The sequence below is a fragment of the Streptomyces sp. CNZ301 genome (genome assembly GCF_004217425.1).
The window spans coordinates 927,701-954,017 of record NZ_SHLG01000001.1; the positions used below are offsets into that span (position 1 = coordinate 927,701).

General features: G+C 68.1%; 20 protein-coding genes and 3 rRNA genes. 9 read left to right on the forward strand and 14 right to left on the reverse strand.

Annotation, left to right across the window (positions count from 1 at the left end):
* Positions 1-44 precede the first annotated feature (44 nt).
* The 6 genes from EV375_RS04205 to EV375_RS04235 all read right to left on the reverse strand — a co-directional run bounded on the left by EV375_RS04205 (position 45) and on the right by EV375_RS04235 (position 5,545).
* Positions 45-950, reverse strand: a complete 906-nt coding sequence (locus EV375_RS04205) for an NAD kinase (RefSeq protein ID WP_130298249.1) — start codon at positions 948-950, stop codon at positions 45-47.
* A complete protein-coding gene (locus EV375_RS04210; RefSeq protein WP_130298250.1) occupies positions 947-1,753 on the reverse strand; it encodes a TlyA family RNA methyltransferase in 807 nt (268 codons plus the stop codon). The genes EV375_RS04205 and EV375_RS04210 overlap by 4 nt, the downstream gene beginning before the upstream one ends.
* A 3-nt stretch (positions 1,754-1,756) precedes the next feature.
* A complete protein-coding gene (locus tag EV375_RS29535; protein WP_486588272.1) occupies positions 1,757-2,332 on the reverse strand; it encodes a hypothetical protein in 576 nt (191 codons plus the stop codon).
* Between the two features lie 56 nt (positions 2,333-2,388).
* Positions 2,389-3,345 carry an ABC transporter ATP-binding protein gene (locus tag EV375_RS04225; RefSeq protein ID WP_207228280.1) on the reverse strand — a complete coding sequence of 319 codons (957 nt, stop codon included), beginning with the start codon at positions 3,343-3,345 and terminating at the stop codon, positions 2,389-2,391.
* 188 nt (positions 3,346-3,533) lie between these two features.
* The gene (locus tag EV375_RS04230) at positions 3,534-4,565 is read right to left on the reverse strand and encodes an iron chelate uptake ABC transporter family permease subunit (protein ID WP_130298251.1); all 1,032 of its coding nucleotides are present in this window, start codon (positions 4,563-4,565) and stop codon (positions 3,534-3,536) included.
* A complete protein-coding gene (locus tag EV375_RS04235; RefSeq protein WP_486588694.1) occupies positions 4,562-5,545 on the reverse strand; it encodes a FecCD family ABC transporter permease in 984 nt (327 codons plus the stop codon). Before EV375_RS04235 ends, EV375_RS04230 begins: the two co-directional genes overlap by 4 nt.
* A gap of 300 nt (positions 5,546-5,845) precedes the next feature.
* Here EV375_RS04235 and EV375_RS04240 point away from each other — a divergent pair, with 300 nt between their 5' ends.
* Together EV375_RS04240 and EV375_RS04245 are read left to right on the forward strand one after the other, a co-directional pair.
* Positions 5,846-6,877 (forward strand): ABC transporter substrate-binding protein, encoded by a 1,032-nt coding sequence (locus EV375_RS04240; protein WP_130298252.1) that lies wholly within the window; start codon positions 5,846-5,848, stop codon positions 6,875-6,877.
* Between the two features lie 218 nt (positions 6,878-7,095).
* On the forward strand, positions 7,096-8,016 hold the full coding sequence (locus EV375_RS04245) for a siderophore-interacting protein (protein ID WP_130298253.1): 921 nt from the start codon (positions 7,096-7,098) through the stop codon (positions 8,014-8,016).
* A gap of 81 nt (positions 8,017-8,097) precedes the next feature.
* On the opposite strand, the gene EV375_RS04250 is transcribed toward EV375_RS04245, so the two are convergent.
* Positions 8,098-9,144: an HAD hydrolase-like protein gene (locus tag EV375_RS04250; protein ID WP_130298254.1), complete on the reverse strand. Its 1,047-nt coding sequence runs from the start codon at positions 9,142-9,144 to the stop codon at positions 8,098-8,100.
* 116 nt (positions 9,145-9,260) lie between these two features.
* Between EV375_RS04250 and EV375_RS04255 the strand changes: the two genes are divergently transcribed.
* From EV375_RS04255 to EV375_RS04275, 5 genes are all read left to right on the forward strand, one after another.
* On the forward strand, positions 9,261-10,619 hold the full coding sequence (locus EV375_RS04255; RefSeq protein ID WP_130298255.1) for a DUF1015 domain-containing protein: 1,359 nt from the start codon (positions 9,261-9,263) through the stop codon (positions 10,617-10,619).
* 132 nt (positions 10,620-10,751) lie between these two features.
* On the forward strand, positions 10,752-12,278 hold the full coding sequence (locus EV375_RS04260; protein WP_130298256.1) for a pyridoxal phosphate-dependent decarboxylase family protein: 1,527 nt from the start codon (positions 10,752-10,754) through the stop codon (positions 12,276-12,278).
* A gap of 30 nt (positions 12,279-12,308) precedes the next feature.
* A complete protein-coding gene (locus EV375_RS04265) occupies positions 12,309-13,673 on the forward strand; it encodes a lysine N(6)-hydroxylase/L-ornithine N(5)-oxygenase family protein (RefSeq protein WP_130298257.1) in 1,365 nt (454 codons plus the stop codon).
* On the forward strand, positions 13,670-14,320 hold the full coding sequence (locus EV375_RS04270; RefSeq protein ID WP_130298258.1) for a GNAT family N-acetyltransferase: 651 nt from the start codon (positions 13,670-13,672) through the stop codon (positions 14,318-14,320). Before EV375_RS04265 ends, EV375_RS04270 begins: the two co-directional genes overlap by 4 nt.
* On the forward strand, positions 14,317-16,134 hold the full coding sequence (locus tag EV375_RS04275; RefSeq protein WP_130298259.1) for an IucA/IucC family protein: 1,818 nt from the start codon (positions 14,317-14,319) through the stop codon (positions 16,132-16,134). The genes EV375_RS04270 and EV375_RS04275 overlap by 4 nt, the downstream gene beginning before the upstream one ends.
* Before the next feature lie 85 nt (positions 16,135-16,219).
* On the opposite strand, the gene EV375_RS04280 is transcribed toward EV375_RS04275, so the two are convergent.
* The 6 genes from EV375_RS04280 to EV375_RS04300 all read right to left on the reverse strand — a co-directional run bounded on the left by EV375_RS04280 (position 16,220) and on the right by EV375_RS04300 (position 24,071).
* Positions 16,220-16,954, reverse strand: coding sequence for a tetratricopeptide repeat protein (locus EV375_RS04280; RefSeq protein WP_130301595.1), 735 nt, complete (start codon positions 16,952-16,954; stop codon positions 16,220-16,222).
* The gene (locus EV375_RS29025) at positions 16,933-17,181 is read right to left on the reverse strand and encodes a hypothetical protein (RefSeq protein ID WP_165434647.1); all 249 of its coding nucleotides are present in this window, start codon (positions 17,179-17,181) and stop codon (positions 16,933-16,935) included. Before EV375_RS29025 ends, EV375_RS04280 begins: the two co-directional genes overlap by 22 nt.
* A gap of 504 nt (positions 17,182-17,685) precedes the next feature.
* Positions 17,686-17,802: ribosomal RNA gene (rrf, locus tag EV375_RS04285) — 5S ribosomal RNA — on the reverse strand.
* A gap of 151 nt (positions 17,803-17,953) precedes the next feature.
* A 23S ribosomal RNA gene (locus EV375_RS04290) occupies positions 17,954-21,080 on the reverse strand.
* 367 nt (positions 21,081-21,447) lie between these two features.
* Positions 21,448-22,977: ribosomal RNA gene (locus EV375_RS04295) — 16S ribosomal RNA — on the reverse strand.
* The 16S, 23S and 5S rRNA genes sit together here, the layout of an rRNA operon.
* Positions 22,978-23,375: 398 nt before the next feature.
* A complete protein-coding gene (locus tag EV375_RS04300) occupies positions 23,376-24,071 on the reverse strand; it encodes a DNA-3-methyladenine glycosylase (RefSeq protein ID WP_130298260.1) in 696 nt (231 codons plus the stop codon).
* A gap of 171 nt (positions 24,072-24,242) precedes the next feature.
* On the opposite strand from EV375_RS04300, the gene EV375_RS04305 reads away from it, so the two are divergent.
* Complete coding sequence (locus EV375_RS04305) at positions 24,243-25,025, forward strand: sporulation protein (RefSeq protein WP_130298261.1); 783 nt, start codon at positions 24,243-24,245, stop codon at positions 25,023-25,025.
* A gap of 43 nt (positions 25,026-25,068) precedes the next feature.
* Here EV375_RS04305 and EV375_RS04310 read toward each other — a convergent pair whose 3' ends face one another.
* Positions 25,069-25,509, reverse strand: a complete 441-nt coding sequence (locus tag EV375_RS04310) for a barstar family protein (protein ID WP_130298262.1) — start codon at positions 25,507-25,509, stop codon at positions 25,069-25,071.
* Positions 25,510-25,621: 112 nt separating this feature from the next.
* Here EV375_RS04310 and EV375_RS04315 point away from each other — a divergent pair, with 112 nt between their 5' ends.
* The gene (locus EV375_RS04315; protein WP_055485319.1) at positions 25,622-26,158 is read left to right on the forward strand and encodes a YbhB/YbcL family Raf kinase inhibitor-like protein; all 537 of its coding nucleotides are present in this window, start codon (positions 25,622-25,624) and stop codon (positions 26,156-26,158) included.
* Positions 26,159-26,317 lie beyond the last annotated feature (159 nt).

The following is a 26,317-nucleotide window of genomic DNA, read 5'->3' on the forward strand; positions in this document are numbered from 1 at the left end:
TGCCCCGGAAGGCGCGGTCGCCCGGTCGTGGGAGGCGGCGTGCGTCAGTGCGGCGCGCCGCGCCAACCGGCCACCGGCAGCGCGAACTTGGCGACCAGCCGGTCCGTGAAGGATGCGTGGTGCAGCCTCGCCAGCCGCACGGGCACGGACCCGCGGCGCACCTCCACGCGCGCACCCGCGGGGAGTTCGACGCTGCGTCTCCCGTCGCACCACATCACGCCGTGCGGCGTCTGCGGCTGCACCTCCACGGCGAGCACCGAATCCGGCGCCGTCACGAGCGGTTTGGCGAACAGCGCGTGTGCGCTGATCGGCACCATCAGCAGCGCCTCCACCTCGGGCCAGACGACGGGGCCGCCGGCGGAGAAGGCGTATGCTGTCGAGCCGGTGGGTGTGGCACACACGACGCCGTCGCCGCCGAAACGGGAGACGGGACGGTTGTCGACCTCGGTGACGACCTCCAGCATCCGCTCGCGGGAGGCCTTCTCCACCGACGCCTCGTTGATGGCCCAGTCGCGGTGCACGATCTGCCCGTCGGTGCGCACGAGGACGTCGAGCGTCATCCGCTCCTCCACCTCGTAGTCCCGCGTGACGACCCGGTGCACGACTTCCTCCAGGTCGTCGCGCTCGGCCTCGGCGAGGAAGCCGACCCGACCCAGGTTGACGCCCAGCATCGGCACGCCGGAGGCACGGGCGAACTCGGCGCCGCGCAGCAGCGTTCCGTCGCCGCCGAGGACGACGATCAGCTCGCAGCCCTCCGCGGCCTGCTCGGTCGACGGCACCGTGCGCACCCGGTCGGGCAAGGGCAGGGCGCCGGCCTCCTCCTCCAGCACCCGCACGCCGATGTCGTTGCGCAGCAGACCCTGTACGACCAGCTCCGCGCTGCGTACGGCTGCTCCGCGTCCTGTGTGGGCGAGCAGGAAGACCGTGCGGGCGTCACTGCCTGTCGTCATTTCGGGCCCTCCGCCACAGCTCGCTCGACTTCGGCCGCGTCGATCGCGGGTGCTCCGGCACGCAGCCACAGAAAGTACTCGACGTTCCCGGACGGCCCCGGCAGCGGACTCGCCGTCACTCCGAGGGCGCCGAGTCCCAGCCGTGCGCCCTGGGCGGCCACTCCCAGCACGGCCTCCGTGCGCAGCGCGGCGCCGCGCACCACGCCGCCGCTGCCGAGGCGTTCCCTGCCGACCTCGAACTGCGGCTTGACCATGAGCACCAGGTCGGCGTCCGGCGCGGAGCACCGCACGAGAGCGGGGAGCACGAGTCCCAGGGGGATGAAGGACAGGTCTCCCACGACGAGGTCCACAGGCCTGCCGTCCACGTCGTCGAGCGTCAACTCCCGTACGTTCGTACGGTCCTTGACGGTGACGCGTGCGTCGCTGCGCAGGGACCAGGCGAGCTGCCCGTAGCCGACGTCCACGGCCACGACCTCGGCCGCGCCGGCGCGCAGCAGTACGTCGGTGAAGCCGCCCGTCGAGGCGCCGGCGTCCAGGGCGCGGCGCCCCTCGGTGCGCAGGCCCAGAGGCCCGAACACCGCGAGCGCGCCCGCGAGTTTGTGCCCGCCGCGCGAGACGTACTCCGGGTCGGCGTCGTCGGCCCGTACGACGACGGCGGCGCTGGTCTCCACCTGTGTGGCGGGCTTCGCGGCGACGTTGCCGCCGACGGTGACCCGTCCTGCGGCGATCAGCTGGCTGGCATGCTCGCGCGAACGGGCCAGGTTGCGGCGCACCAGTTCCGCGTCGAGTCGGCGTCGGGGCAAGAGTCAGCTCCGGTGAGGCTGAGGCCCTGGCGCGGGGCGGCCCGGACCGTGTACGGAGGCGGGGCCCGGGGCGTGTACGGAGGCGGGGCCCGGGGCGGGTACGGAGGCGGGGCCCGGGGCGGGTACGGAGGCGGGGCCCGGGGCGGGTGCCGAAGCGGGGTGCCGGTCGAGCCCGGCCAGCGCCTCCCGCAGCCCGCGGTGCACGTCCTCGTACACCTCCAGGTGACCCGAGACCGCGAGATGGTCGGCGTCCTCCAGGCGTCTCAGCTGGGCGTCGACGGGGGCCTGGCCCGTCGGCTCTACGTGCAGCCCGAGCGGGCGCGGCCCGTCGTCCTCAGCCTCCGCTTCACCGGGCTGCGCGGGCTCCTCCGCGTCTGCGTGCTCCTCGGCGCCCGTGTTGTCCTCGGCGCCCGCGCGGTGCTCCGCCTCGACGGGCCCATGGGCACCCGGCAGCTCTCCCGCGACGGCTTCCGCTTGTTCCGCGGGTGCCGTCTTTTCCGCCGGCTCCCCGGCGCCCGCCGCCCGTGCGGGGTCTGCGTCCTGCTGCGCCGGCACTGCGCCCGGCATCGGCTCGCTCATGCCCCTGACGCTACCGCTTCCGAAGCACCCCGCGGGCCCGCCCCGTGCGCGCGGGCTCAGGTGCTGCGCGCCGCGCGCCCACGGGACCGCGCGGCCGGTACGACCAGCGGCGTACCCGATTCCGGATCCTCGATCACCCTGCACGGCATGCCGAAGACCTCCTCCACGAGGCCCGCTGTGACGACCTCGCCCGGGGCGCCCTCCGCGACCACTTCGCCCTCCCGCATCGCGATGAGGTGCGTGGCGTAGCGCGCCGCGTGGTTGAGGTCGTGCAGCACAGCCACCAGCGTGCGGCCCTCCTCCTCGTGCAGCCGGGCACACAGGTCCAGGACCTCGATCTGGTGGGCGATGTCGAGATACGTGGTCGGCTCGTCCAGGAGCAGCAGCGGGGTCTGCTGCGCGAGCGCCATGGCGATCCACACGCGCTGCCGCTGGCCGCCGGACAGCTCGTCGACGAAGCGGCTCTCCAGGTCGTCCACCCCGGTCGCCTCCATCGACTGCCTCACCACCCGCTCGTCCTCCCGCGACCACTGGCGCAGCAGGCTCTGGTGCGGGTAGCGCCCGCGCGCCACCAGGTCGGCGACGGTGATCCCGTCGGGGGCGACGGACGACTGCGGCAGCAGCCCGAGGGTGCGTGCGAGCTTCTTCGCGGGCATTCCGCCGATGTCGGCGCCGTCCAGCAGCACGGACCCGGCAGTGGGCCGGAGCATCCGGGAGAGGGCGCGCAGCAGCGTGGACTTGCCGCAGGCGTTGGGGCCGACGACCACCGTGAAGGAGTTGTCCGGCACGGCGACGCTCAGCCCCTCCGAGACCGTACGCCGGTCGTAGGCGAGGGTGAGGCCCTTGCCCGTGAGCCGGGTGGCGCCTTCCCAAGTGCCGTCAGGCCGCGGGGATTCGGGGGCCTGCGGTTGCCGCGGGGACTCCGGGGTCTGCTGTTCGGTCACGCTCGCCGTCCTCGCACTGTTGCCCGTACCGGTCGTCGCATCCGTCGTGGTCGTGCCCGTCGCCGTCACATCCGTCGCCGTCGTGTCCGTGCGCTTCGCATACGTATCGGCGTCCGTGCTCTTCGCATCCGTCGCCGTCGTGTCCGTGCGCTTCGCATACGTATCGGCGTCCGTGCTCTTCGCATCCGTAACGGCACCCTTGACGCCGTCCCTGAACCTGACGGGACCCGGCGTCGCGTCCGCCGCGCTCCCGCCGCTCATATCCGTCCAGCCCTGCGCTCGGTCGCCAGCAGCCACACCAGATAGCCGCCGCCCAGCACACCGGTCACCACGCCCACCGGCAACTCCCTTTCACCGAAGGCGCGTTGGGCGCAGAAATCGGCAGTGACCAGCAGCGCGGCACCCATGCACATCGCCGGCAGAAGGTTCGGTCCCGGCGCCTTCGTCAGCCTCCGCGCCAACTGCGGCGCCGTCAGCGCCACGAACGCGACGGGGCCCGCGGCAGCGGCCGCGAGGGCCACCAGGAGCACGGCGGCGGCGAGGAGCACCAGCCGCACCCGCTCCACGCGGACGCCCAGCGCGGCGGCGGCGTCGTCGCCCATCTCCATCATGCGCAGGGGGCGTTCGCACCCGAGCAGCACGACCGGCACCAGCACCGCCATGGCGGCGAGCAGCGGCGCGGCGTCGTCCCAGCCACGCCCGTCGAGGCTGCCGGTCATCCACAGCACCGCACGCCCGGCCTCGGTGATCTGGGCCTTGGTGAGGAGATATCCGTTGACGCCGGTGAGCATGGCGGCGACGCCGATGCCGACGAGCACGAGCCGGTAGCCGTGCATGCCTCCGCGCCACGCCAGCCCGTACACGGCGATCCCGGTGGCGACGCCGCCGAGCAGCGCACCGCCCGCGAGTGCGGCGCTGCCTCCGCCGACGACGACGATCGCGGTCAGCGCACCGGTCGCGGCGCCGTGGGTGAAGCCGAGAACGTCGGGGCTGCCGAGCGGATTGCGCACGACCGCCTGGAAGACCGCCCCCGCCAGCGCCAGCGCGGCGCCCACCGAGAGGGCGGTAACGATGCGCGGCAGCCGCAGCTCGTTGACGATGAAGGCGTCCGCGGGCGCACCCTGGCCGGCCAGGGTGCGGATCACGTCCGCCGGTGCCATCGGGTATTCACCGCTGCCGATGGCGAAGACTCCGACGACGAGCGCCAGCACCACGCACCCCGCTCCCGCGAGGAACGCGCGCGGCCGGAGCGTGACGGAGTATCCGCCCGCCGTACGTATGACGCTCATGCCCGGGCCACCCTCCGGCGCCGCACGAAGTAGAGGAAGAACGGCCCGCCGAGCACGACGGTCACGATGCCCACTTGCAGTTCGGAGGGTCGCCCGAGCACGCGTCCGAGCACATCCGCGCCGAGCATCAGCACCGGCGCCAGCAGTGCGCAGTAGGGCAGCAGCCACCGCAGGTCCGGGCCCGTCAGGGAGCGCACCATGTGCGGCACCATCAGGCCGACGAAGACGATGGGACCGCAGGCCGCGGTCGCCGCACCGCACAGCAGCGTCACCGCCACGATGGCGGCGCCGCGCGTGAGTCCGGGACGTGAGCCGAGCGCCCGTGCTGCGTCCTCGCCGAGTGCGAGCGCGTTGAGCGGGCGGGCCAGAGCCAGCGCCAGCAGGATGCCGGCCAGCACGAACGGCAGCGCCTGGACGTTGGTGCCGTCCTCCGCGCGGGCCAGCGAGCCGACCGTCCAGAAGCGCATGCGGTCCAGCGAGGCGGTGTCCAGCAACTGCACCGCGTTGACGTAGGAGATGAGCGCCGCGTTCAGTGCCGTACCGGCGAGGGCGAGCCGTGCGGGAGTCGCCCCGCGGCCGCCACCGACCGCGTACACGGCCACCGAGACGGCCGCGGCGCCGGCGAAGGCGAAGCCGATGTAGCCGGTGTAGCCGGAGACCCCGAAGAAGGAGATCGCGGTGACGACGGCCGCGGCGGCGCCGCCGTTGATGCCGAGCAGTCCGGGATCGGCGAGCGGGTTGCGGGTCAGCGACTGCATCACGCCGCCCGCGAGCCCGAGTGCGGCTCCGGCGAGCAGCCCGAGAACGGTGCGCGGCAGACGCATTTCGTGCACCACCGGGTACGACGGCGAGCCGGTGTCCGTCAGGCCGTTCAGGACCTCGGTGAGCGAGAGCTGCTTCGCCCCGACGGCGATGCTCAGTGCGAGTACGAGCAGCAACAGGGCCCCGGCGCCCAGCAGTCCGGCGGCGCGGAATACCAGGACGGTCCGGCCACCGCCCGCGGCGGGGTCACCGTCCTGGCCCGCCGGCCCGGACCGGTCGGCGCCGGCCTTCCGCACGGACACCGCCGCCGGTGGGGGCCGTTCGGCTTCTCCGGGACCTTCGGCCGCCGAACTTCCCGTTTTCTGGCGGGAGTTGATGAGAGTCACGTACGGGCTCCGGTCGGGGACGGGGGGCGGGGGCACCCGGCCACTGGACAACAACGACTTTGGTTAGGTTAACCTAACTTGGCATTCGGCACACTGCCGCCCCGAAAGACACCGGAAAGAGAAGGCTTCGCCATGCCCCATTCGTCCGCGTCCCCCAGTCTCTCCCGTCGTGGTCTGCTGGCCGCAGGCGGCGCCGCGGGTCTCGGCGCCCTGCTCACCGCCTGCGGCGGCGACGGGGGTTCGAAGTCCGGCGCCGGCAAGGGCGGAGGCGCCTGGTCCTTCACCGACGACCGCAAGAAGAAGATCAGCCTCGACGCCGAACCGCAGCGCATAGTCGCCTACGTCGGCACCGCCGCGGCCCTGCACGACTTCGGCGCCGGCGACGCGATCGTCGGAGTCTTCGGCCCGACGAAGAAGAAGAACGGCGAGCCCGACGTACTGGCGGGCGACCTGAACGTGAAGAAGCTGGCGGTCATCGGCAACGCCTACGGCGAGTTCGACATCGAGAAGTACGCGAAGGTCCGTCCCGACCTGCTGGTGACGAACATGTACGTGAAGGACGCACTCTGGTACGTGCCGGACGAGAGCAAGGCCAAGATCCTCAAGCTCGCCCCGGCCCTGGCGCTCAAGACCGCCGAGACGTCCATGCTGGACGCGATCAAGCGCTTCGCCGAACTGGCCGGCTCCCTCGGCGCCGACCTCAAGGCCAAGCGCGTCACCGACGCCAAGGACCGCTTCGAGAAGGCCTCCGAGAGGCTTCGCAAGGCGGCCAAGGCGAGCGGCGGCCTGAAGGTGATGGCCGCCTCCGGCGCCCCGGACCTCATGTATGTCTCCGACCCCTCCGCGAATGCCGACCTGCGGTACTTCAAGGAGCTCGGCGTCGACATCGTCGTGCCGAAGAAGCTCAGCAAGCAGGGATTCTTCGAGGAACTCAGCTGGGAGAACGCCGACAAGTACAAGGCCGACGTGATCATGCTGGACAACCGGACGCAGGCCCTCCAGCCCCCGGCTCTCAAGTCCAAGCCCACGTGGTCGGACCTGCCCGCGGTCAAGGCCGGCCAAGTCACCACATGGGACGCCGAGCCGCGCTTCTCCTACGCGGGTGCCGCCCCCGTACTCGAACAGCTCGCCAAGGCGATCGAGGACGCCAAGAAGACCGCCTGATGCGGTGGAGCGGGCGGCGGCACCCCCGCCGCCCGCCTCTCACCCGGACGCCTCCCGGCCCGTTCCGGAGCTCGATCCGCCGCACACGCCGCGTAGTTGACACGCCCGGGGCCCGCCCCCGTGGCCGCGGCACCGCACAGCCACCGGCCTCGCGGCCGGACCACCAAGCAACCCGACACCCACGCACGGCACGGCCCACCCGGGAGGAAAGCCGCAACATGAGCACCGCAGCCCCCGAAGCCCCCGCCCGCACCGTCCCGTTCGAGTTCTTCGACGCCCACGTCGTACGGACCCGCCGGCTGGGCCCGACGATGCTGCGCATCACCTTCGGCGGCGAGCCGCTGCGGGACTTCGCCTCCGGCGGGCGCGACCAGCGCTTCAAACTCTTCCTTCCGCACCCGGGCCAGGACGCACCGGTCGTCCCCACCGACGCCGGCGACGCGTGGTTCACGGCCTGGCGGGCCATGGACCCGTCCGTGCGCGGGATCATGCGCTCCTACACCGTGCGGGAGCAGCGCCGCTTCCCGCAGGACGAGCTGGACATCGACTTCGCGCTGCACGGCGTCGGCGACCCGTCCGAGGCCTCATCAGCGGGCTTCGTACCGGCCGGTCCCGCGTCACGGTGGGCCGCGACCGCGCGCCCCGGTGACCGGGTCACCCTCCTCGGCCCCACCGTCCACGACAACGCCGGCGTGGACTTCCGTCCCGCCGCCGGCACCGACTGGGTACTGATCAGCGGAGACGAGACCGCGCTGCCCGCGATCGCGGGAATCCTCGAGTGGCTGCCGCCGGGCACCCCCGCCAAGGTGTGGATCGAGGTGCCGCACGCCGAGGACGTCCAGGAGCTCCCGACAACCGCGGACGCCGACATCACCTGGCTCGTCAGGGAGAACACCACCGAGAACCGCACGGACTTCCACCTCGCGTCCCTCGCCGCGGCCCGCCTCCCCGGGGGCACCCCGTACGCGTGGATCGCGGGCGAGGCCGGAACCGTCAAGGCGCTGCGGCGTCATCTGGTCGGTGAGCGCGGCTTCGACCGCAAGAGGGTCAAGTTCACCGGCTACTGGCGGATGGACACGAGCGAGGAACAACTCGTCGAGGAGGCCGTCTCCGGCCGCGCGGGCGCCGCGGGCGACTGAGGAGGAGGCCGCGCCCCTCAGGGCTCAAGTCCCGCAAAGCGCCGGCCCCTCAAGGCCCCGCTCCTCAAGATCCCCCGCTCGTCAGAGCCCCAGCCGCGCAAGGGCCTTGTCCGCCTCCAGCGTGCAACGGCCCGCCCCCGCGGCGGTCCACGCGGCGGCGCACAACGCCCGCAGTCCGTCGAGCACTTCGCCCTCCCCCTCGAGGACGAGTTCCCCGCTGCCCGCCCTGGCGTTCCAGCCGGCGCATCCGAAGCCGCTCCCGGCGTCGGCCCCCGGCTCCGGATGGGGCTGCGCCAGTCCGCGCAGGTCCCGTGCGACGTACGCCGGGCGGTGCTCGGGCGGCGCCGCGAGCAGCTGCACCGCGTCGGTCACCCCTGTCAGCACGAGCAGCGAGTCGACGCCTCCGACGTGCGCGCCTTCGATGTCGGTGTCCAGGCGGTCGCCGACGACCAGGGGCCGCCGCGCTCCCGTACGCAGAACGGTCTCGCGGTGCATCGGCGGCTGCGGCTTCCCCGCGATCCGCGGCTCGGGAGCATCACGCATCCATCGGGTCGCCAGGCGGACGACCTCGACGGCCGCGCCGTTGCCGGGCATTATGCCGCGGTCTCCGGGGACGGTGACGTCGGCGTTCGAGGCGAACCACTCGGCGCCCCGTCCGACGGCGAGCGCCGCCTCCCCGAGCCGTCCCCACTCCAGGTGCGGGCCGCCGTACCCCTGCGCCACGACGGCCGGTTCGTCGTCGGCCGATTCGACGACGCTCATCCCCTGCTCGCGCAGCGCCTCCCGGAGGCCTTCGCCGCCGACGGCCAGCACCCGGGAACCCTGCGGATGCCGCTCGGCGATGAGACGGGCCACCGCCTGCGCCGAGGTGACCACGTCACCGGCGTCCGCGGGGATGCCGAGGTCGCACAGGTGCGCCGCGACGGCCTCCGGCGTGCGTGACGCGTTGTTCGTCACATACGCCAGGCGCATTCCGGCTTTCCGCGCCTCCTCCAGCGCTCTCACCGCGTGAGGCACCGCATCGCCCGCGACGTACACCACACCGTCCAGGTCCAGCAGCGCCGTGTCGTACGCCTCCCGCAGGGCCCGGCCGCTTCCGGAAGGGCTCGTACGCACAGTGCCCGCCATCGTCTCTCGCTCTCCTCGCAACGGATGCCTCTCCTCGCCCGACTCCCCCGATGATGCCGCCCTGTGCCGCCAGGGGCCGCTCCGTCCCCGGCCGGAGTCCGGCATAGCATGCGGTAATGACCACCGACGGCCTCCGGCTCACTCCCTTCCGCGGCCTGCGTTACGCCCCCGGGGAGGTCGGCTCTCTCGCCGCCGTGACCTCGCCGCCGTACGACGTGGTCGTCCGCCCCGACGAGTTGCACCACCTGGAGACCTCGGACCCGTACAACATCGTCCGGCTGATCCTGCCGCAGGCCGGCGACGCGGCGGGAGGGCAGGCCAAGGCCGCGGAGACGCTGCGTTCCTGGCGTGCGGAGGGCGTGCTGGCGCAGGACCCGCGGCCGGCGCTGTACGTCTACGAGCAGCGCCGCGGCGACCTGCTCCAGCGCGGACTCATCGGCGCGCTGCGGCTGTCCGCGCCCGAGGAGGGCGTCGTCCTGCCGCACGAGGACGTCATAGCCGAGATCGTGGAGGACCGTGCGGCGCTGATGCGCGCCACGGGAGCGAACCTGGAGCCACTGCTCCTCTCCTACCGCGGCGACGGCACGGTCACCGGCGCCACGGCAGTCATCGAACGGGCCGTGCTCCGCACGCCGTTGCTCTCCACAACGACCGAGGACGGCTTCTCGCACCGCCTGTGGTCGCTGACCGATCCGGCCGAACTCGCCGAGATCGACGCCGACTTGTCCCGGCACCGCGCTCTCATCGCGGACGGACACCACCGATGGGCGACCTACCTCCGGCTCCGCGGCGAACACCGGGGACCGGCCGGGAGCGCCGAGGGCGGCGCACACGGCAGCCCCGGCGCGCAGGCCGGCCCGGCCGGCGGCCGCTCCGGCTCCGCCTCCTGTTCCGGCGGTTCGCCCTGGGACTACGGCCTCGTCCTCCTCGTCGACACCGTCCGCCATCCGCTGCGGGTTCAGGCCATCCACCGGGTGCTTCCCCGGCTCCCGCTCGAACAGGCACTGCACGCCGCCGCGTCGGAGGGCGCCTTCCGGGTACGTGCTCTCGGGACGGGCTCCCTTGCGCAGGCGCTCGGCACCCTGGACGAGACGCCGGGCAACGCCTTCCTGCTCACCGACGGTGGCGCCTTCCATCTGCTGCGGGACCCCGCTCCCCGTCTGCTGGAAGGGCTGACCGCCGGCGGTCCGGAATCGTGGCGGCGCCTGGACGCGACCGTGCTGCACTCCGTACTTCTCGACGAGGTGTGGCAAGTGCCCGACGTCCCGGATGAGATCAGCTACATCCACGATGCCGCCGCAGCCGTCGGCAAGGCGGCCCGCGCGGGCGGCACCGCCGTTCTCATGAGGCCGGTGCGGGAGGAAGTCGTACGCGAACTCGCCGAGCGGGGCGTGATGATGCCCCGCAAGTCGACCTCTTTCGGCCCGAAACCGGCGACCGGTCTGGTGCTCCGCGTCCTCGACGACGGCTGCTGAGGCCTCCTGCTTCCTGTGACGCTCGTGACCCGCCCCACTGCACCCTCACCCGGGCATAGTTAGGGTAGCCTTACCTCACCGCACTCTCCGTGCGGTGCATGAAGACGATGCCCGCGTCAGGGAGGACAGTTCATGAGCAGCAGGTCACACCTGCTCAACGACGGGACGGTGGAGCGCTACCGGCGCTGCGTCACGGAAGGCGTCGGCCGTGTGGCGGACAGGATCGCCCGCACCGACCGCCCCTTCACCGGAGTCACCCCGTCCCAACTCCGCCCGGCCGTCGAGGGCATCGACCTGGAAGAGCCCCTGGGCGACCCGGCCGCAGCCCTCGACGAGCTGGAGAACGTCTACCTCCGCGACGCCGTCTACTTCCACCACCCGCGCTACCTCGCCCACCTCAACTGCCCCGTGGTCATCCCGGCGGTCCTGGGCGAGGCGGTGATCTCGGCCGTCAACTCCTCGATGGACACCTGGGACCAGAGCGCCGGCGGCACGCTTATCGAACAGCATCTGATCAAGTGGACCGCCGAGCGAGCCGGCCTCGGCACCGCGGCCGACGGCATCTTCACCAGCGGCGGCACCCAGTCCAATCTGCAGGCACTGCTGCTCGCCCGGGAAGAGGCGTGCCGCCTGGTGCAGAAGAACTCCCCGACCCCGCTGCGGAAGCCGGAGATCCTGCCGCGGCTTCGCGTTCTCACCTCCGAATGCAGCCACTTCAGCGTCGAGAAGGCCGCCACGCTGCTCGGCCTGGGAGCCGAAGCCGTCGTCGCCGTACCGTGCGACCAGGACCGGAAGATGCGCACCTCCGCCCTCGCAGCCGAACTCGAACGGTGCGAGCGCGAGAACCTGGTGGTGATGGCCGTCGTCGCCACCGCCGGCACGACGGACTTCGGCAGCATCGACCCGCTGCCCGCCATCGCCGGCCTGTGCGAACGATTCGGTACATGGCTGCACGTGGACGCGGCCTACGGCTGCGGTCTGCTGGTCTCCCGGCGGCGCGGTCTGCTGGAGGGCATCGAGCGCGCCGACTCCGTCACCGTCGACTACCACAAGTCCTTCTTCCAGCCGGTGAGTTCGAGCGCCGTGCTCGTACGCGACCAGGCCGCGCTGCGCCATGTCACCTACCACGCGGACTACCTCAACCCGGCACGGACGGCAGAGAACGACATCCCCAACCAGGTCGACAAGTCCATCCAGACCACCCGCCGCTTCGACGCCCTCAAGCTGTGGCTGACGCTGCGCATCATGGGCGCCGCCGGAATCGGCGAACTCTTCGACGAGGTAGTGGACCGTGCGGCCGACGCCTGGCGGATGCTGCGGGAGGACCCCCGCTTCGAGGTCGTCACCCGGCCGCAGCTGAGCACCCTCGTCTTCCGCTGGCTGCCGCCCTCGCCGGCCGGCCGGTCCCTGACGGACGAGGCCAACCTGTATGCGCGGCACGCCCTTTCGGCCTCCGGTGAGGCCGTCGTGGCGTCCACCGTCGTCGACGGACGGCACTACCTGAAGTTCACACTGCTCAACCCGCGGACCTCACTCGACGACATCGCCACCGTCCTCGACCTCATCGCCGAGCACGCCGGCCGACACCTCGCCGAGCGCCGGGGCGGCTCCGAAGACCGGCTTCCGCCCCCGGAACCGGTCCACCCCCGCGCCAGCTGACCGCCCGCCCCCGGAGATCCGGAGACCTACGTGTCCACCCCACAAGGCACCACCCACGTCCACGACTTCATCGCGGTCGGCCTCGGCCCCTTCAATCTCGGCCTCGCCTGCCTGAGCGAACCCGTCGAGGAGCTGGACGGCCTCTTCCTGGACGACAAGCCCGGGTTCGACTGGCACTCGGGGATGCTGCTCGAAGACGCCACGCTGCAGACCCCGTTCCTCTCCGACCTGGTCACCCTCGCCGACCCCACCTCCCCGTTCTCCTTCCTCAACTACCTGAAGGAGTCCGGCCGCATCTACTCGTTCTACATCCGCGAGAGCTTCTATCCGCTGCGCGCCGAGTACAACGACTACTGCCGCTGGGCCGCCGGGAAACTGGATTCGGTGCGGTTCCGCAACCGCGTCACCAGCGTCGAGTTCGACGACGAAGAAGACGTCTACCTCGTCCGCGCCGACGACCTGGACGCCGGGGAGCCGCGCACCTACAGGGGAAGAAAGCTCGTGCTCGGCACCGGCACCCCGCCCCACATCCCCGACTCCTGCCGCGGCCTCGGCGGGGACTTCCTGCACAACTCGCGCTATCTGGAACACAAGACGCAGCTGCAGAGGAAGAAGTCCGTCACGGTCGTCGGCAGCGGCCAGAGCGCCGCCGAGATCTACTACGACCTGCTTCAGGAAATCGGCAGCCACGACTACCACCTCACGTGGGTCACCCGCTCCCCGCGTTTCTTCCCGCTCGAATACACCAAGCTGACGCTCGAGATGACCTCCCCGGAGTACGTCGACTACTTCCACAGCCTCCCGCCGGCCACCCGTGACGAGCTCGTCGCATCGCAGAAGAACCTCTACAAGGGCATCAACACCGAGCTGATCGACGCGATCTTCGACCTGCTCTACCAGAAGAGCATCGGCGGCCCATGCCCGACGCGGCTGATGACCAACACCTCGCTGACGGACGCCTCTTACGACGCCGCCTCCGGCACGTACACCCTCGGCCTGCGCCAGGAGGAGCAGAAGCAGGACTTCACCCTCAGCACCGAGGGCCTCGTTCTCGCCACCGGATACCGCTACCGCACGCCCGAATTCCTCAACCCCATTGCCGACCGCATCGAATGGGACGAGCAGGGCCGCTTCGACGTACGGCGCAACTACCGCGTCGACAACGGCGCGAGCGACGGCCACGAGATCTACGTGCAGAACGCCGAACTGCACACCCACGGATTCGTCACGCCGGACCTGGGCATGTCCGCGTACCGCAACTCGTGCATCATCCGCGAGCTGCTCGGCCGCGAGTACTACCCGCTCGAAGAGGCCATCGCCTTCCAGGACTTCAGCGCCCCGGTACCCGACGGGGCACCGGCACCGGCCACACGGACGGAGGTTCCGCACCCATGAGCAGCACCCGTACGGACGACGGCGGCACCGCCGCCATCGTGCACACCCGCAACGACCCGAACCTGGGCCGCTTCGCCCTGCGCCCCGTGGACCCGGCGGGCGACGCCGAGTTGCTGCACACCTGGGTCACCCACCCCAAGTCGGCCTTCTGGCTGATGCAGGAATCCACGCTCACCGACGTGGAGCGTGAGTTCATGAGCATCGCCGCCTCCGAGTACCACGACGCCTTCCTCGGGCTGCACGAGGGCGAGCCGCGCTTCCTCATGGAGCGCTACGACCCCGCACACGTCGAACTGAAAGGCCTCTACGACGCACAGCCGGGCGACGTCGGCATGCACTTCCTGTGCGCTCCCACCGACGCGCCGCTCCGCGGTTTCACCCTCGCCGTGATCACCACGGTGATGGACATGCTCTTCGCCGACCCGGACACACGCCGGGTGGTCGTCGAGCCGGACGTGCGCAACACCGCCGTGCACGCACTCAACGAAGCCGTCGGTTTCCGCATCGAACGCACCGTCGCCAAGCCCGAGAAGGACGCCTACCTGAGCATGTGCACCCGGGAAGAGTTCGAGGCCGCACGCGAGGCCCTCGCGACCCGGGAGTCCGGCGATACCCGCGCGACCCCAGGAGAGACGAAGAAGCGATGACCACCCCCACCTCCCTCTCCCCCCGCGAAGCGATCGCCCATCTCACCCCCGAACGCTGGGACCTGGCCAACCGGCTGCTGATACGCAAGGCCCTCGCCGAGTTCACCCACGAGCGGCTCCTCACTCCGGAACCGTCACCGGCCCCCGACGGGCAGCACACCACCCCGTACAGCGTCCACAGCGACGACGGCACCACCGAATACCGGTTCACGGCACGGCAGTTCGCCCTCGACCACTGGCAGATTGACTCCGGCAGCATCAGCCGCCACCGCGACGGCGACCAACTTCCCCTGGACGCCCTGGCGTTCATCACCGAACTGCGGGATTCGCTGCGCCTGGGACCGGAGATCCTGCCCGTCTATCTCGAAGAGATCAGCTCCACCCTTGCCAGCACGGCGTTCAAGCTCGCCCGTGACCCTGTCACTTCCCGCCGACTGGCCCGCTCCGGCTTCCAGGACATCGAGGCGGGCATGACCGAGGGCCACCCCTGCTTCGTCGCCAACAACGGCCGCCTCGGCTTCGACGTCGCCGAGTACCGCGCCTACGCGCCCGAAACCGGCGCCCCCGTACGGCTGATCTGGGTCGCCGCCCACCGCGACCACGCCACCTTCACCACGGCGGCCGACCTCAGCTACGACAAACTGCTGCTCTCGGAGCTGTCCGCACAGACGCTGCGCCGCTTCTCCGCCGTGATGCGGGAAGAAGGCCTCGACCTGGACGACTACTTCCTCATCCCCGTCCATCCGTGGCAGTGGTGGAACAAGCTGTCCGTCACCTTCGCCGCCGAGGTCGCACGCCGCAATCTCGTCTGCCTCGGGCACGGGGACGACGAACACCTCGCCCAGCAGTCCATCCGTACCTTCTTCAACGCCACCGCCCCGGAGAAGCACTATGTGAAGACGGCCCTCTCCGTCCTCAACATGGGTTTCCTGCGCGGCCTTTCGGCCGAGTACATGAAGGCCACCCCCGCGATCAACGACTGGCTTGCCCGACTCGTCGCCGAGGACGAAGTGCTGCGCGAGACGGGTCTCACGGTGCTGCGGGAGTGCGCCGCCGTCGGCTACCACCCCGCCCCGTACGAAGCGGCCGCAGCCAAGGGATCCCCGTACCTGAAGATGCTCGCCGCCCTGTGGCGGGAGAGCCCCGTGCCGCTGCTCGCGCCGGGTGAGCGGCCGGCGACGATGGCGTCGCTCCTCCACACCGACGCCGAGGGCGCCTCCCTGGCCACCGCGCTCATCGAAGAGTCGGGCCTGGGCGCGGCGACGTGGCTGCGCCGGTACCTCGATGTGTATCTCACGCCGCTGCTGCACTGCTTCTACGAGTACGACCTGGTCTTCATGCCGCACGGGGAGAACGTCATCCTCGTACTCGACGAGGACGGCGTCCCCGCAAGGGCGTTGTTCAAGGACATCGCCGAAGAGGTGGCGGTGATGAGCGCGGACGCCGAGCTCCCCCCCGAGGTCGAACGCATCCGCGCCGACGTGCCGGAGGAGATGAAGCTCCTCTCCCTCTTCACCGACGTCTTCGACTGTTTCCTGCGCTTCCTCAACGGAATCCTCGCGGACAACGGCACCCTCGACGAGTCCTCCTTCTGGTCGACGGTCGCCGACTGCATCCGCGACTACCAGAAGTCCGCACCGCACCTGGCCGAACGCTTCGAGCGCTACGACCTCTTCGCGGAAACCTTCGCGCTCTCCTGCCTCAACCGCCTTCAGCTGCGCAACAACCAGCAGATGGTGGACCTGCAGGACCCGGCGGGCGCTCTCCAGATCGTCGGCGAACTGGAGAACCCCCTGGCGCCCTTCGCACCGTAGCCCCGCCCTTCCCCCGTCGGACGACAAGGAGGCGGGAGCCCGCCACGGGCTCCCGCCTCCTCATGTCTCCCGGCTGCTCACCGGCTCACTCCGAGGTGCTGCCGCCGTCACCTTCCCCGGCGGCCTCGTCCTCCGCCTCCGGATCGAGGGCGTCGATGAACTCCACGCCGTCGAGCTCGGCGAGCCTGTCCGACGCGTCCGTGGAACCGCTCTGGTCGGCTTCCAGCGCCTTGGCGAACCACTCCCGCGCCTCGTCCTCACGTCCGACCTCCAGCAGCGCGTCGGCGTACGCGTAGCGCAGCCGGGCTGTCCACGGCTGCTGCGAACTGGACGCGAGTTCAGGGCTCTGCAACGTCACCACGGCAGCCTCGGCCTGGCCCATGTCACGGCGCGCCCCCGCCGCGACCAGCCGCATCTCCACCTGTCCGGCCTTGTCCAGCTTCTGCACCTCGGGCTCGCCGGCCATCGCCAGGGCCTTCTCCGGCCTCCCCATGCCGCGCTCGCAGTCGGCCATCACCGGCCACAGATGCTGCAGCCCCGTCATGCGCCGGGCGGCACGGAACTCTGCCAGCGCCTCCGCGTACTTCTCCACCGCGTACGCGGCGAAGCCCGCCGCCTCACGCACCGACGGCACACGCGAAGCCAGCCTCAGGGCGACGCGTGCATAGCCGTAGGCCCCCTGCGGATCCTCGTCGAGCAGCCTGGCGACCATGACAAGGTTCTTCGCGACGTCCTCGGCAAGAGTCTTCGGCAGGCTCATCAGCTCCTGCCGGACCTCCTTGTCGATCTCGGCGCCGGTCACGTCGTCGTCGATGGGCAGCCGCCGCGGCGCGTCGCGGTCCAGGCGCCTGTCATCCCGGCGCCCTTCCCTGCGGTCGTCCCGGCCGGGGCGCCGCGGAGGGCCTCCGCGGTCGTCGTCCCTGCGCCCACGGAAACCACCACGCCGCTCCCGGTCGTCCCGTCCGCGACCGCCGCCCTGCCCGTACGGGCGCCGGCCCCCGCTTCCGCTCCGCTCGTCCTCCCGACGGGGCCCACGCGGCCTGTCATCCCGCCGGTCCTGCCGCGGCCTCTCTTCCCGCCGGTCCTGCCGCGGCCTCTCTTCCCGCCGGTCCTGCCGCGGCCCATCAGACCGGCTCCTGTCAGGCCGGGGGGCGCTGCCGCGCCCATCGCTCCGCCGCTCCGGCCGGTCCCTCCTGTCGCTCCGCTCATCGCGGCGGAAGCCGGCGCCTCGCGGCCTGTCCCGGTCCTTCCGATCGTCACGCCGGTCGCTGCGACGTCCGTCCTCGCGCCGGTACCCGTCCCGTCCACGGTTCTCACCGCCGCTCGCGCGACCGTCGCGCTTTCCACCACGAGGGCGGTCATCGCCGCTCCGTGGCCCGGACCGACGAGGACGAGGCTCAGGCCGATCGTCTGGCGAATCGGTGGACATCGACGTGACTCCTTCTACGCACAGGGCCTTTCTCCAAGGCCCGCACTATTGCAATTCCGAAAATCAAAAAAGCCCGTGGCCCACAGCGCATGCACGCTGTGGGCCACGGGCCCTCAATAGTAGTTCGGCGGTGTCCTACTCTCCCACACGCTCCCGCATGCAGTACCATCGGCGCAGTAAGGCTTAGCTTCCGGGTTCGGAAAGTAACCGGGCGTTTCCCTCACGCTATGACCACCGAAACACACCCCCCACCCACAGCGGGGGAAACCTGTGTGTCAGCGCACTGTTCAATTCTCACCCCGATACAACAACCCGAAGACTGCTGCACCGGACCAACCAAAACGGTTGTTGTTTCAGATACCGCACAGTGGACGCGAGCAAAAAGAATCTGTGGTCAAGCCCTCGGCTTATTAGTACCGGTCAACTCCAACCCTCACGGGTCTTCCATATCCGGCCTATCAACCCGGTCATCTCCCGGGAGCCTTAACCCCACACAGGGGGTGGGAGTCCTCATCTCGAAGCAGGCTTCCCGCTTAGATGCTTTCAGCGGTTATCCCTCCCGAACGTAGCCAACCAGCCATGCCCTTGGCAGGACAACTGGCACACCAGAGGTCCGTCCGTCCCGGTCCTCTCGTACTAGGGACAGCCCTTCTCAAGACTCCTACGCGCGCAGCGGATAGGGACCGAACTGTCTCACGACGTTCTAAACCCAGCTCGCGTACCGCTTTAATGGGCGAACAGCCCAACCCTTGGGACCGACTCCAGCCCCAGGATGCGACGAGCCGACATCGAGGTGCCAAACCATCCCGTCGATATGGACTCTTGGGGAAGATCAGCCTGTTATCCCCGGGGTACCTTTTATCCGTTGAGCGACGGCGCTTCCACAAGCCACCGCCGGATCACTAGTCCCGACTTTCGTCCCTGCTCGACCCGTCAGTCTCACAGTCAAGCTCCCTTGTGCACTTACACTCACCACCTGATGACCAACCAGGCTGAGGGAACCTTTGGGCGCCTCCGTTACATTTTAGGAGGCAACCGCCCCAGTTAAACTACCCACCAGACACTGTCCCTGATCCGGATCACGGACCCAGGTTAGACATCCAGCACGATCAGAGTGGTATTTCAACAACGACTCCACCCACACTGGCGTGCGAGTATCACAGTCTCCCACCTATCCTACACAAACCGAACCGAACACCAATATCAAGCTGTAGTAAAGGTCCCGGGGTCTTTCCGTCCTGCTGCGCGAAACGAGCATCTTTACTCGTAGTGCAATTTCACCGGGCCTATGGTTGAGACAGTCAAGAAGTCGTTACGCCATTCGTGCAGGTCGGAACTTACCCGACAAGGAATTTCGCTACCTTAGGATGGTTATAGTTACCACCGCCGTTTACTGGCGCTTAAGTTCTCAGCTTCGCCACACCGAAATGTGACTAACCGGTCCCCTTAACGTTCCAGCACCGGGCAGGCGTCAGTCCGTATACATCGCCTTACGGCTTCGCACGGACCTGTGTTTTTAGTAAACAGTCGCTTCTCGCTGGTCTCTGCGGCCACCACCAGCTCCCCCAGCACGTGGGATCACCAGCCGTGGCCCCCCTTCTCCCGAAGTTACGGGGGCATTTTGCCGAGTTCCTTAACCATAGTTCACCCGAACGCCTCGGTATTCTCTACCAGACCACCTGAGTCGGTTTAGGGTACGGGCCGCAACAGCACTCGCTAGAGGCTTTTCTCGACAGCATAGGATCATCCACTTCACCACAATCGGCTCGGCATCAGGTCTCAGGCACATGCCGTGCGGATTTACCTGCACGACGCCCTACACCCTTACCCCGGGACAACCACCGCCCGGGCTGGACTACCTTCCTGCGTCACCCCATCACTCACCTACTACAGGATCGGACCGCCGGCTCCACCACACCCACGGCATCCCGAAGGACACACACGGGGGGCTTCACGGGCTTAGCATCACCTGATTCAGCGCTGGCGCACTGCCACGGGTACCGGAATATCAACCGGTTATCCATCGACTACGCCTGTCGGCCTCGCCTTAGGACCCGACTTACCCTGGGCAGATCAGCTTGACCCAGGAACCCTTAGTCAATCGGCGCACACGTTTCTCACGTATGTATCGCTACTCATGCCTGCATTCTCACTCGCATACCGTCCACAACTCGTTTCCACGGCTGCTTCACCCGGCACACGACGCTCCCCTACCCACCCACACACCCGTTAAGGCACATATGTGAGTGACACGACGTCGGCGGTGTGCTTGAGCCCCGCTACATTGTCGGCGCGGAATCACTTGACCAGTGAGCTATTACGCACTCTTTCAAGGATGGCTGCTTCTAAGCCAACCTCCTGGTTGTCTCTGCGACTCCACATCCTTTCCCACTTAGCACACGCTTAGGGGCCTTAGTCGATGCTCTGGGCTGTTTCCCTCTCGACCATGGAGCTTATCCCCCACAGTCTCACTGCCGCGCTCTCACTTACCGGCATTCGGAGTTTGGCTAAGGTCAGTAACCCGGTAGGGCCCATCGCCTATCCAGTGCTCTACCTCCGGCAAGAAACACACGACGCTGCACCTAAATGCATTTCGGGGAGAACCAGCTATCACGGAGTTTGATTGGCCTTTCACCCCTAACCACAGGTCATCCCCCAGGTTTTCAACCCTGGTGGGTTCGGGCCTCCACGAAGTCTTACCTCCGCTTCACCCTGCCCATGGCTAGATCACTCCGCTTCGGGTCTTGAACACGCTACTCAAACGCCCTCTTCGGACTCGCTTTCGCTACGGCTCCCCCACACGGGTTAACCTCGCAACATGCCGCAAACTCGCAGGCTCATTCTTCAAAAGGCACGCAGTCACGACACGCCAAGCAAACTTGACGTGCGACGCTCCCACGGCTTGTAGGCACACGGTTTCAGGTACTCTTTCACTCCGCTCCCGCGGTACTTTTCACCATTCCCTCACGGTACTATCCGCTATCGGTCACCAGGGAATATTTAGGCTTGACGGGTGGTCCCGCCAGATTCACACAGGATTTCTCGGGCCCCATGCTACTCGGGTGATCCTCAAACGAGCTGCTGACATTTCAGCTACGGGGGTCTTACCCTCTACGCCGGGCCTTTCGCATGCCCTTCGCCTACATCAACAATTTCTCACTCGCCGACCGGCCGGCAGACCGATCAAGAGAACTCCCACAACCCCGTACATGCAACCCCTGCCGGGTCTCACACACATACGGTTTAGCCTCATCCAGTTTCGCTCGCCACTACTCCCGGAATCACGGTTGTTTTCTCTTCCTGCGGGTACTGAGATGTTTCACTTCCCCGCGTTCCCTCCACACACCCTATACATTCAGATGCGGGTGACAGCCCATGACGACTGCCGGGTTTCCCCATTCGGACACCCCCGGATCACAGCTCGGTTGACAACTCCCCGGGGCCTATCGCGGCCTCCCACGTCCTTCATCGGTTCCTGGTGCCAAGGCATCCACCGTGCGCCCTTAAAAACTTGGCCACAGATGCTCGCGTCCACTGTGCAGTTCTCAAACAACAACCAGCCACCCACCACCCCGAACACACAGTCCGAGTACACCAGGGCCGGCAACCAAGAGACACACAACCACCACCACAACAGCAGCAGCCGCCCGCACTCTCAGACACCCAACAGCGCGCCCAGCCAGACCCCGACCCAACTCCCCGCGTTCCACGCCCTCTTCATCTCCCACCACAACGGCACAAGATCAAGACAGCAGTACTGGCACAGAGCAGGACCAACGGCCCGGCTGAATAGTCAACGTTCCACCCATGAGCAACCACCGCCGGACGTGCGCCGGCGTAATGGCCTCCTGGACCGTGCACTGCACGGCCAAGATGCTCCTTAGAAAGGAGGTGATCCAGCCGCACCTTCCGGTACGGCTACCTTGTTACGACTTCGTCCCAATCGCCAGTCCCACCTTCGACGGCTCCCTCCCCGCAAGGGGGTTGGGCCACCGGCTTCGGGTGTTACCGACTTTCGTGACGTGACGGGCGGTGTGTACAAGGCCCGGGAACGTATTCACCGCAGCAATGCTGATCTGCGATTACTAGCGACTCCGACTTCATGGGGTCGAGTTGCAGACCCCAATCCGAACTGAGACCGGCTTTTTGAGATTCGCTCCACCTCACGGCATCGCAACTCATTGTACCGGCCATTGTAGCACGTGTGCAGCCCAAGACATAAGGGGCATGATGACTTGACGTCGTCCCCACCTTCCTCCGAGTTGACCCCGGCAGTCTCCCGTGAGTCCCCAGCACCACAAGGGCCTGCTGGCAACACGAGACAAGGGTTGCGCTCGTTGCGGGACTTAACCCAACATCTCACGACACGAGCTGACGACAGCCATGCACCACCTGTACACCAGCCACAAGGGAGGCTGTGTCTCCACAGCTTTCTGATGTATGTCAAGCCTTGGTAAGGTTCTTCGCGTTGCGTCGAATTAAGCCACATGCTCCGCCGCTTGTGCGGGCCCCCGTCAATTCCTTTGAGTTTTAGCCTTGCGGCCGTACTCCCCAGGCGGGGCACTTAATGCGTTAGCTGCGGCACGGACAACGTGGAATGTCGCCCACACCTAGTGCCCAACGTTTACGGCATGGACTACCAGGGTATCTAATCCTGTTCGCTCCCCATGCTTTCGCTCCTCAGCGTCAGTATCGGCCCAGAGATCCGCCTTCGCCACCGGTGTTCCTCCTGATATCTGCGCATTTCACCGCTACACCAGGAATTCCGATCTCCCCTACCGAACTCTAGCCTGCCCGTATCGAATGCAGACCCAGGGTTAAGCCCCGGGCTTTCACATCCGACGTGACAGGCCGCCTACGAGCTCTTTACGCCCAATAATTCCGGACAACGCTCGCACCCTACGTATTACCGCGGCTGCTGGCACGTAGTTAGCCGGTGCTTCTTCTGCAGGTACCGTCACAAAAGCTTCTTCCCTGCTGAAAGAGGTTTACAACCCGAAGGCCGTCATCCCTCACGCGGCGTCGCTGCATCAGGCTTCCGCCCATTGTGCAATATTCCCCACTGCTGCCTCCCGTAGGAGTCTGGGCCGTGTCTCAGTCCCAGTGTGGCCGGTCGCCCTCTCAGGCCGGCTACCCGTCGTCGCCTTGGTAGGCCATCACCCCACCAACAAGCTGATAGGCCGCGGGCTCATCCTGCACCGCCGAAGCTTTCCACCCGGTAGAGATGCCTCCCCGAGTCGTATCCGGTATTAGACCCCGTTTCCAGGGCTTGTCCCGAAGTGCAGGGCAGATTGCCCACGTGTTACTCACCCGTTCGCCACTAATCCACCCCCGAAAGGGCTTCATCGTTCGACTTGCATGTGTTAAGCACGCCGCCAGCGTTCGTCCTGAGCCAGGATCAAACTCTCCGTGAATGCACTAGACACCACGAAAGAGCGGCACAACCAGGAGGAATAATCCCGGCGTGCACAGCATCCTCGCTGTCAATCAAAGAAATCCCACGCCTCCACAAAACGTGAAGACACGAGGGTATCAACATATCTGGCGTTGACTTTTGGCACGCTGTTGAGTTCTCAAAGAACGGACGCTTCCATCACGACCCTCACAGGCCGCTCCGGGCGCTTCCCTCTCGGTGTCACTACTTTAGCGGATTTCCTCGCCCGCCCCTAATCGGAGCTTGTAGCTCGTTTTTGGCGCACCAAAAGCGAACCCCATTTGGGGAAATCGTAGGTAGTGTTTGGTCGCTTCCGATGGGTTACCCCGGCTTCGAGGCCGCGGCTACCGTCGATCGTTTTCAGCGACTCGCTCAACGTTAGGTCTTCCGGCCTTCGGAGTCAAGTGACCTCTGACGGCGCCGGGGTTGATGTGGCCGGTAAGGGCTCACCGTGGGGTCCTCGTCGATCCAGTAGCGCCACGGATGCACCGCCCCGGCACCCCCCACGCCTGTTCGCGGGCCACTCCGTATCTCTCCCGTGCCGACCTCCTCACCAGCCAGAACGCGAAGCGGAGCGCGCTCCTCAGTGGAGCAGACGTCCGTGCCGTTCAGCGTTCGGTCCACGTCCAGGGCCGTTGCCAGACGGGCCGGGCCCTTGGCGAGTTCCGTGTCCTTGCGCGCCTTCGGACGTCGCTTCCACGCATGCTCCCCGCCCGTCAGGATCTCGCCGGCACGGATCAGCACACCGCTCGCGTGGCCCTCGGCTCCGCAGACGAGGTTGAGGCTGAACCACATGCCGTAGATGAAGTAGACGTAGGCATGCCCAGGGGGCCCGAACATCGAGGCGTTGCGCTGGGTCCGGCCTCTGTAGGCGTGCGAGCCGGGATCCGCCTCCCCCGCGTAGGCCTCCACCTCCGTGATGCGCAGAACAATCCGTCCGTCCGGCGCGGTGCGGACGAGGTGCCGGCCCAGGAGCTCGGGTGCGACCTCGAGCACTGGACGGTCGAAGAACGAACGGGGCAGCGGGGTGCTGCTGCCGTCGTGCCTTCGCGTACGGTCTCCGCCGGTGATCATGCCGACAGAGGGTAACGAGCCGGAGGGCTGTGCTTCCAGCCGGTCGTCGATCATCCTGCCCTGATGCCGGAACCGTCGGCCGTCGCCGGGCGTACCTGGTAGCGGAGTGCCGAGTACGTCACGAGTGATCAGAAGAGACGCGCACGAAGCGCCTGGGAGGGACTGGAAGAGATGGGTTTCAAGAAGCTGTTCGCGAGCCTGGGGGTCGGGAGTGCGTCGGTGGACACCGTGCTTCACGAGCCGAACGTCGTGCCCGGCGGCGTCGTACAGGGCGAGGTGCACATCGAGGCGGGGTCCGTCGACCAGCAGATCCAGAGCCTGTCCGTCGGTCTCATGGCGAAGGTCGAGGTGGAGACGAACGACGGTGAGCTGAAGCAGAACATCGAGTTCGGCAGGCAGCAGCTCGGGGGTGCTCTCGATCTCAAGGAAGGCGCACGGCACACCGTCCCCTTCCAGCTCGGCGTGCCCTGGGAGACGCCGATCACGATGTTCATGGGGCAGCAGCTGACAGGTATGCACATCGGGGTTTCCACGGAACTCGCCATCGCTCAGGCCGTCGACTCCACGGACCTCGACCCCGTGAACGTCCACGTGCTCCCCGCGCAGCAGGCGATCCTCGACTCCTTCGGGACGCTGGGCTTCCGCTTCAAGTCGGCCGACATGGAGAAGGGGCGGATCCGGGGTACGCGGCAGCAGCTGCCCTTCTACCAGGAGATCGAGTTCCTGGCGCCGCAGCAGTACCGGGGGCTGTCGCAGGTCGAGCTGTCGTTCGTGGCGGACGGTCGCCAGATGGACGTCGTCATGGAGATGGACAAGACGCCGGGCATCTTCACCGGCGGCAGCGACTCGTACCGGGCGTTCCAGGTGGACCTCACCGACTTCCACCAGACGGACTGGACGGCATTCATCAACCAGTGGCTCACGGAGGTCGGAGGGCGCCGCAACTGGCTGTGAGTCCGTGGCAGCTCCCGAAGCCGGCCGACGGGACGGGCCGGAGTCAGCCGAGGAGCACCGAGAGCGGTGCGTCCCGCACTGCCCAGTAGCCGACCGCCGCCGTGAAGACGTTCACGGCGGTGGCGGCTGCCTTGGGATCGGCCTGTTCGAAGCCGGGCCATCCCGCGGTCATCAGTACATATCCGTCGGTCTCTCCCCACCAGGAGAGGTCGGTGAGGGAGTCGGCGAGCGCGTCCCAGTTGTGCCCGAACCAGCCGGGAAGTTCGAGTCCGGTGGCACACCGGTTCATGAACTCGGCCTTGTCGGTGACGTCGCTGAGGTCGATCACCGCTCCGATCCAGTTCGCGGCGTCGGCCTGCATCAGGACGTGCGGGCCGACGGAATCGCAACGGTAGACACCGGGAGGCACGGTGCCGTCGAACAGTCCCGGCAGCCCGCCGTCGGGCAGTTCGGGCAGTTCGGGCAGTTCCACGGGACTGGTCATCGTCGCACCACCGCTTCGAGGTCTCGTCGTGGGGTCCATGGTGACAAAGACCACGACAGGGGCTGGTTAGGCTGGCCGGTGCACCGATTTCGTGCCATCAGGAGGTACCGAAGTGACCGAGCAGAAGCAACCGCCGCTCCCGCACGACTTCCATCCGCCCGTCGCCTCTTTCGAGGTGGTGAGCGAGGACGTCTCGGAGGGCGGGCGGCTGCGGCCGGACCAGCTCTACTCGGAGGGGAACACCTCGCCCCATCTGCGCTGGGAGGGCTTCCCTCCGGACACCCGGAGCTTCGCCGTGACGTGCTTCGACCCGGACGCCCCCACGGGCAGCGGCTTCTGGCACTGGTCCGTCTTCGACATCCCCGTCTCCGTGACGGAGCTGCCTGCCGGGGCCGGCAGCGGTGACATGAAGGGGATGCCCGAGGGAGCGGTGCACGTACGCAACGACTTCGGCACCCGGGACTTCGGCGGGGCCGCACCGCCGCCCGGGGACGGGCCGCACCGTTATGTCTTCACGGTCTACGCCGTCCAGGACGAGAAGCTCGGCCCGGACGGCGACGCCTCTCCCGCCTTCGTCGGATTCAATCTGCGCTTCAAGGCCATCGGGCGGGCTCAATTGATCGGTCTGCACGAGGAGGTCGGAGGCTGACCGCAGAGGAAAGGGCCGGGACGCAGGCCTGAAAATCCTTTGCGCCCCGCCGTTCCCGGATCGCACAGTGGTGGCGGGCAGTCGGCACCGCAGTGCGGGGACGGCGGGGCGCTTGTGTCTGCGCCGGTCGTCCGCCGGAGCTCGGCCGGGGGCCGGCGA

Excerpts from the sequence above, each read along its gene's own strand:
- EV375_RS04305 (WP_130298261.1), top strand. The coding sequence starts at position 24,243 with ATGGGTTTCAAGAAGCTGTTCGCGAGCCTGGGGGTCGGGAGTGCGTCG.
- EV375_RS04245 (WP_130298253.1), top strand. The coding sequence starts at position 7,096 with ATGAGCACCGCAGCCCCCGAAGCCCCCGCCCGCACCGTCCCGTTCGAG.
- EV375_RS29535 (WP_486588272.1), bottom strand. The coding sequence starts at position 2,332 with ATGAGCGAGCCGATGCCGGGCGCAGTGCCGGCGCAGCAGGACGCAGAC.
- EV375_RS04310 (WP_130298262.1), bottom strand. The coding sequence starts at position 25,509 with ATGACCAGTCCCGTGGAACTGCCCGAACTGCCCGAACTGCCCGACGGC.
- EV375_RS04240 (WP_130298252.1), top strand. The coding sequence starts at position 5,846 with ATGCCCCATTCGTCCGCGTCCCCCAGTCTCTCCCGTCGTGGTCTGCTG.
- EV375_RS04250 (WP_130298254.1), bottom strand. The coding sequence starts at position 9,144 with ATGGCGGGCACTGTGCGTACGAGCCCTTCCGGAAGCGGCCGGGCCCTG.
- EV375_RS04255 (WP_130298255.1), top strand. The coding sequence starts at position 9,261 with ATGACCACCGACGGCCTCCGGCTCACTCCCTTCCGCGGCCTGCGTTAC.
- EV375_RS29025 (WP_165434647.1), bottom strand. The coding sequence starts at position 17,181 with ATGACAGGCCGCGTGGGCCCCGTCGGGAGGACGAGCGGAGCGGAAGCG.
- EV375_RS04275 (WP_130298259.1), top strand. The coding sequence starts at position 14,317 with ATGACCACCCCCACCTCCCTCTCCCCCCGCGAAGCGATCGCCCATCTC.
- EV375_RS04300 (WP_130298260.1), bottom strand. The coding sequence starts at position 24,071 with ATGATCACCGGCGGAGACCGTACGCGAAGGCACGACGGCAGCAGCACC.
- EV375_RS04230 (WP_130298251.1), bottom strand. The coding sequence starts at position 4,565 with ATGAGCGTCATACGTACGGCGGGCGGATACTCCGTCACGCTCCGGCCG.
- EV375_RS04205 (WP_130298249.1), bottom strand. The coding sequence starts at position 950 with ATGACGACAGGCAGTGACGCCCGCACGGTCTTCCTGCTCGCCCACACA.
- EV375_RS04260 (WP_130298256.1), top strand. The coding sequence starts at position 10,752 with ATGAGCAGCAGGTCACACCTGCTCAACGACGGGACGGTGGAGCGCTAC.
- EV375_RS04270 (WP_130298258.1), top strand. The coding sequence starts at position 13,670 with ATGAGCAGCACCCGTACGGACGACGGCGGCACCGCCGCCATCGTGCAC.